Annotated in this window: 3 protein-coding genes; 1 reads left to right on the forward strand and 2 read right to left on the reverse strand. The window is 66.1% G+C overall.

Features of this window, described 5'->3' with window-relative positions; all coding sequences use genetic code 11:
- Nucleotides 1-85: 85 nt before the first annotated feature.
- Nucleotides 86-1,231 (forward strand): serine hydrolase domain-containing protein, encoded by a 1,146-nt coding sequence (locus K5Q19_RS01685; protein ID WP_292940318.1) that lies wholly within the window; start codon nt 86-88, stop codon nt 1,229-1,231.
- A gap of 6 nt (nt 1,232-1,237) precedes the next feature.
- Here K5Q19_RS01685 and K5Q19_RS01690 read toward each other — a convergent pair whose 3' ends face one another.
- Together K5Q19_RS01690 and K5Q19_RS01695 are read right to left on the reverse strand one after the other, a co-directional pair.
- Complete coding sequence (locus K5Q19_RS01690) at nt 1,238-3,052, reverse strand: methyl-accepting chemotaxis protein (protein WP_292940320.1); 1,815 nt, start codon at nt 3,050-3,052, stop codon at nt 1,238-1,240.
- Nucleotides 3,053-3,239: 187 nt separating this feature from the next.
- A partial coding sequence (locus K5Q19_RS01695) for a DNA-directed RNA polymerase subunit beta' (RefSeq protein WP_292940323.1) occupies nt 3,240-6,161 on the reverse strand: 2,922 nt, incomplete at its 5' end.

The following is a 6,161-nucleotide window of genomic DNA, read 5'->3' on the forward strand; positions in this document are numbered from 1 at the left end:
GAGCGGGCCGGTGCCGCCTTCCACGCAAGTGGCAAAGACTCTAAGCCCCGCAAGAGGGCTGACGGCCAAGAGAAAGGGACGGGACATGAAGGGCATCGCCGATTTCGAGGCCGTGGTTGCGGCGGCAAACCTGCCGGGTGCGGTGGCGCTGATCACCGACAGCAAGGACACACGCTATTCACGCGCCTTCGGCATGGCCGATGCGGTGAATGGCGTGCCGATGCGCGAGGACACGCTGTTCCAGATCGCCTCGATGACCAAGGCGCTCACCAGCGTCGCGGTGCTGCAGCTGGTCGAACGCGGCAAGCTCGATCTCGATGCGCCGGTCGGGTCGATCCTGCCTGAACTCGCCGAGCCGCAAGTGCTCGATGGCTTTGACGATGCAGGCACGGCCATCCTTCGCCCGGCGCAGACGCCCGTGACCTTGCGCCACCTGCTGCTCCACACCTCGGGCTGCGGCTACACGTTCATGAATGCAGATCTGCTGCGCCATGCCATGGCCACCGGCAAGATGGCCGGCGGCAAGCGCGCCAGCCTCGATCTGCCGCTGTTGTTCGAACCGGGAACGCAGTGGCAGTACGGTGTCGGCATCGACTGGGCCGGGCTGGCGGTCGAGGCCGTGACCGGCATAACGCTCGGCGAATGGTTCGAGCGCGAGATCACCGGCCCGCTCGGCATGACCCAGACGCGCTTCCGCGCCACGTGGGATGCGGACGCAGCGCAAATCCACGTGCGTGAGGCAGGGGGCGGTTTCAAGACGCAGGGCATGGTGCTTGGCGGCGGCGAGTATCACAACGGCGGTGGCGGCCTGTCCTCGACCGCTGGCGACTACGCCCGGTTCCTGCGCATGATCCTGCGCGGCGGCGAACTGGACGGGGTGCGCGTGCTCTCGCCGGAAATGGCCCGGATCGCGCGCGAGGATGCGCTGCCGGAACATCTTTCGGCGGGCGAAATGACCACCGCGATGCCGAGCTTTGCCAGTGCCTTCAATCCGCTTCCAGGCCAGCGCGGCGGCTGGACACTGGGCGGGTTCCTCGTGAACACCGAGACGGGCCCGGCTGGCCGCTCGCCGGGGAGCCTGCACTGGGCAGGCATCTTCAACTGCTACTACTGGATCGACACCGAGCGCGATTTTGCCGGGGTGATCCTCGCCCAGATCGCGCCCTTCGCCGATCCGGGCGTGCTGGATAGCTTCGCCGCTCTGGAACGGATGGCCTGCGCGAACGCTTGAGCGGAATCAGCTGGCGAGCGCCAGCGGCATCGGTTCAAACGGCACGTCGACAGCAGACTTGCGCCGCAGTGCCTCGGGCGCTGCAAGCGCGGCGGGGCGCTGGGCGATGTCACGGGTGCGGAAGCTCGCAACGAGCTCGTTGAGGCGAACGGCTTCGGCGGCGAGACTGCGCGTGGCGGCGGAGGATTCCTCGACCATCGCGGCGTTCTGCTGGGTCATGCGGTCCATCTCGCGCATTGCCCCGTTGATCTGGGTAAGGTTGACCGCCTGCCGCGAGGCCGATCCGGCGATGCTGCCGGTGAGGGCGCTGATCTCGCCGATCCGCCGCACGATGGCCTCTAGCCGGGTGCCGCTTTCACGAACCAGCTCGACGCCGGTGCCGACTTGCTCGCCGCTGGTCGTGATCAGCGCCTTGATGCTTTGCGCCGCATCGGCGCTGCGCTGGGCGAGGGCGCGCACTTCGGTGGCAACGACGGCAAAGCCCTTGCCGGCTTCGCCGGCGCGCGCCGCTTCGACGCCCGCGTTGAGCGCGAGCAAGTTGGTCTGGAACGCGATGCCATCGATCACGCTGATGATCTGGCCGATTTCCTGTGCCGAATGCTCGATCGCTGCCATCGCCTCGATAGCGCGGCGCACCACTTCGCCGCCCTCGCCCGCTTCACGATCGGCATGGGTGATCGTCTGGCTGACGGCCTGCGCGCCATTGGCGGTCTCGTTGACGATGCCGGTAACTGCATCCATCGCCCGCGCGGTTTCGGCAATGCGCGCGGCCTGCGCTTCGTTGCGGAGCGCGAGGTCGTGCGCGGCGGCGCCGATTTCGGAAATGCTGCCCTGCACGCTGGCGGTGCCGATGCGGACGATGCGCAGCGCTTCGGCGAGCGAGGCGACCGCGGCGTTGTAGTTCTTGCGCAGCATTTCGTAGGCCGGAGGGAAGGGCTCATCGAGTTGGTGCTCGAGGTCCTTGGCGGCGAGACGCGCAAGGCCGGCGGAGAGCGCGCTGACGACCTGAGCCTGCTCGGCCGAGGCCTTGCGGCGGCCTTCCTCGGCATCGCGGAAGACCTCCATCGCGCGGGCGACCTGCCCGATTTCGTCTGGCCGTCCGGCGCCTTCGATTGCGACGTCGGTATCGCCGTCCGCCATGCACTTCATTGTCGCCGCCGTTTCGACCAGTGGGGTGACGATCAGCCGCTGCGCCGCACGCGCGCTCCACAGGATCAGGCCAAGCATGGCCAGTGCCAGCGCGCCGAGACCGGTCAGCGCCAACGCAGTCCACTGCGCATTGCTGCGCACGGTTTCGGCGCTGTAGGTGCGGCTGAGGGCGACGATGTTGCGCACCTGCTCACGCTGGACGCGGTAGATCGGCGCGATATCCATGGTGAACGCTTCTTCCATCGCGGCGCGGTTCCCGCTCTGCACCGCGGGCAGGAACTTGCTATCCATGACTTGCCAGAACTTGTCTGCCGCCGCGATCGTATCGTTAAGCGGCTGGCGCAGTTGCCCGGGAACCCGCGCGGTCTTCCAGTAGGCTTTGCGCGCTTCGAATTCGGCGCGTTCGTCCTTGAGATCGCTGAGGTAAGGCCCGGCACGGTCGGGATCGCGGAGGATCAGCGAGGCGTTGAGATAGGGTTCGACCACGAAGGCCGGGGGCGGGAGCACATCCGCGAGGATTTCGGCCTGCAGCGCGCTGCTTTGCGTCATCGGGCCATCCGCGCGGATCGCATAGACCACCGCGGAGGCGAGCGCGATTATCGCCAACAGCAGACCGATGAGAAGTCGCGCGCCATTGCGCGCCTGATCGCTGAGCATTGTGCCGCCGAGCATGCCGAGTATCTCCGAAGCGGACCTGCCGAAAAGCGGGGGCCGCGTTCGGCCCTTAGCAGCCAAGCCCTTGCCAGCGGGCACCCGGCAGCCCTGACGGAACTACGTATGCTGCGGACAGGAAAGCAAAGACCCCGCCGGCTCGGCCGACGGGGTCTTTGGTTTGGGCGTGTCCGGGGGGATCAGCCGATCAGGCTTCATCACCCTCGATCAGGTAATCACCGGCATCGGCGTCGAGACCGTGGGTCTCGCCCTCGACCGCGGCGAGCGGATCATCACCAATCGCCGCTTCGGGGCCCTGGGCCAGCTCGGCGGCATGCTCTTCGGCTGCGGAGTTCGGCGCGATGAGCGATTCCTGGAGCTTGCGGTACGAAGCACGCAGTGCGGCATCGCGGCTGGAGGCCGCCACGCGCAGGCGGTTCATGCCGGCGCCCGTACCCGCCGGGATCAGGCGGCCGACGATCACGTTCTCCTTGAGGCCGATCAGCGAGTCCCGCTTGCCTTCGACCGCCGCCTGCGTGAGCACGCGGGTGGTCTCCTGGAACGAGGCCGCCGAGATGAACGAACGCGTCTGCAGCGAAGCCTTGGTGATGCCGAGCAGCACCGGCTTGCCTTCCGCCGGGGCCATGCCCGGCGCCAGCTTGGCGTTGTATTCGTTCATTTCCTCAAGGTCGATCTGCTCACCGGGCAGCAGCGTGGTATCGCCACCATTGGTGATCTCGACCTTCTGCAGCATCTGGCGAACGATCACCTCGATGTGCTTGTCGTTGATCTTCACGCCCTGCAAGCGATAGACTTCCTGGATTTCCGCCACGAGGTATTCGGCCAGAGCCTCGACCCCGAGCACTTCCAGAATGTCGTGCGGGTTGGGCGAGCCCGAGATCAGGTTGTCGCCCTTCTTGACCCAGTCGCCTTCCTGGACGTCGATCACCTTCGACTTGGGGATCAGGTACTCGACCGGTTCGCCTTCCTCGGGGATGATCGCGATCTTGCGCTTGGCCTTGTAATCGCGAACGAATTCGATGCGGCCCGAGATCTTCGCGATGATCGCGTTGTCCTTCGGGATGCGCGCTTCGAACAGTTCGGCGACGCGCGGCAGACCGCCGGTGATGTCGCGGGTCTTGGCGGCTTCGCGGCTGGCACGCGCCAGCACGTCACCGGCCTGAACCGTCTGGCCATCCTCGACCGAAAGCGTGGTGCCCGGCGCCATCAGGTAGCGCGCGGTTTCACCCGAGTTCTCGTCGAGCAGGGTCAGGCGCGGACGTAGGTCTTCCTTCTTGGCGCGGCCACCGGCGCGGTTTTCGGTCACCACGCGCTGGGCGATACCGGTGGCATCGTCGACCAGTTCGGTCAGCGTGCGGCCGTCGATGAGGTCCTGATAGCGCACCACGCCCGGCTTGTCGGTGATCACCGGCAGCGTGAACGGGTCCCACTCGGCGAGGCGTTCGCCCTGCTTGATGGTGGCGCCGTTCTCATGGATCAGGTGCGTACCGTAGGGCACACGGTGCATCGCGCGCTCGCGGCCTTCGGTGTCCATCACCACGATCTCGCCGTTGCGGGCAAGGCTGAGGCGGCGGCCACGCGAGTCCGTGATCGTCGGGATATCGCGGTAGATCACGGTACCATCGCACAGCGATTCGAGGTTCGACTGCTCGTTCACCTGCGCCGCACCACCGATGTGGAACGTGCGCATGGTGAGCTGCGTGCCCGGCTCGCCGATCGACTGCGCCGCGATGACCCCGACCGCTTCGCCGATGTTGACCGGCGTACCGCGCGCAAGGTCACGGCCATAGCATGTGCCGCAGACGCCGACCTGCGCCGCGCAGACCAGCGGCGAGCGGATGCGCGCGGACTGCGAACCCGCCGCTTCGATCTTGGCGATCGCGGCTTCGTCGAGCAGCGTGCCCTTGGGCATCAGCACTTCGCCGGTCTTCGCCTCGATCATGTCCTCGGCCAGCGTGCGGCCGAGGATGCGCTCGCCGAGCGAAGCGATGGTCGAACCGCCCTGCACGATCGCGCGCATTTCGAGCGCCCGCTCGGTGCCGCAGTCGTCGATGGTGACGACGCAGTCCTGCGACACGTCGACCAGACGGCGGGTGAGGTAACCCGAGTTCGCGGTCTTCAGCGCGGTATCCGCAAGACCCTTTCGAGCACCATGGGTCGAGTTGAAGTACTCAAGGACGGTCAGGCCTTCCTTGAAGTTCGAGATGATCGGCGTCTCGATGATCTCGCCCGACGGCTTGGCCATGAGGCCGCGCATACCGGCAAGCTGCTTCATCTGCGTCGGCGAACCACGCGCACCGGAGTGGCTCATCATGTAGATCGAGTTGACCTGCGCCTCGCGGCCCTGATCATTGAGCGGGGTAGCCTTGATCTCTTCCATCATGGCAGCCGCGACCTGATCGCCGCAACGGCTCCAGGCGTCGATCACCTTGTTGTACTTTTCCTGCTGGGTGATCAGGCCGTCCTGGTACTGCTGCTCGTAGTCAGCCACCAGTTCCTTGGTCTCACCGACGAGGGCATCCTTGGTGTCCGGGATGATCATATCGTCCTTGCCGAACGAGATGCCCGCCTTGAACGCGTTGCGGAAGCCCAGCGCCATGATCGCGTCGGCGAACAGCACCGTGTCCTTCTGACCGGTATGGCGATAGACCTGATCGATGACGTCGGCGATTTCCTTTTTGGTGAGCAGGCGGTTGACCAGCTCGAAGGGTACCGTGTGGCTCTTGGGAAGGCACTCGCCGATGAGCATGCGGCCCGGCGTCGTCTCATAACGCTTGAGGTAGGTCCGGCCCTGCTCGTCGGTCTGCGGCACGCGCGCCGTGATCTTCGAGTGCATGGTGACGGCCCCGGCGAAGAGCGCCTGATGCACTTCGGCCATGTCGGCCAGCATCATGCCTTCGCCCGGCTCGCCCTTGCGGTCCATCGAAAGGTAGTAGAGGCCCAGCACCATGTCTTGCGAGGGCACGATGATCGGCTTGCCGTTCGCGGGCGAGAGGATGTTGTTGGTCGACATCATCAGCACGCGGGCTTCCAGCTGGGCTTCCAGCGAAAGCGGCACGTGGACGGCCATCTGGTCACCGTCGAAGTCGGCGTTGAACGCCGAGCAGAC

It is taken from the genome of Novosphingobium sp. (genome assembly GCF_019748365.1).
In the GTDB taxonomy this organism is placed as follows: Bacteria; Pseudomonadota; Alphaproteobacteria; order Sphingomonadales; family Sphingomonadaceae; genus Novosphingobium.

Excerpts from the sequence above, each read along its gene's own strand:
- K5Q19_RS01690 (WP_292940320.1), bottom strand. The coding sequence starts at position 3,052 with ATGCTCGGCGGCACAATGCTCAGCGATCAGGCGCGCAATGGCGCGCGA.
- K5Q19_RS01685 (WP_292940318.1), top strand. The coding sequence starts at position 86 with ATGAAGGGCATCGCCGATTTCGAGGCCGTGGTTGCGGCGGCAAACCTG.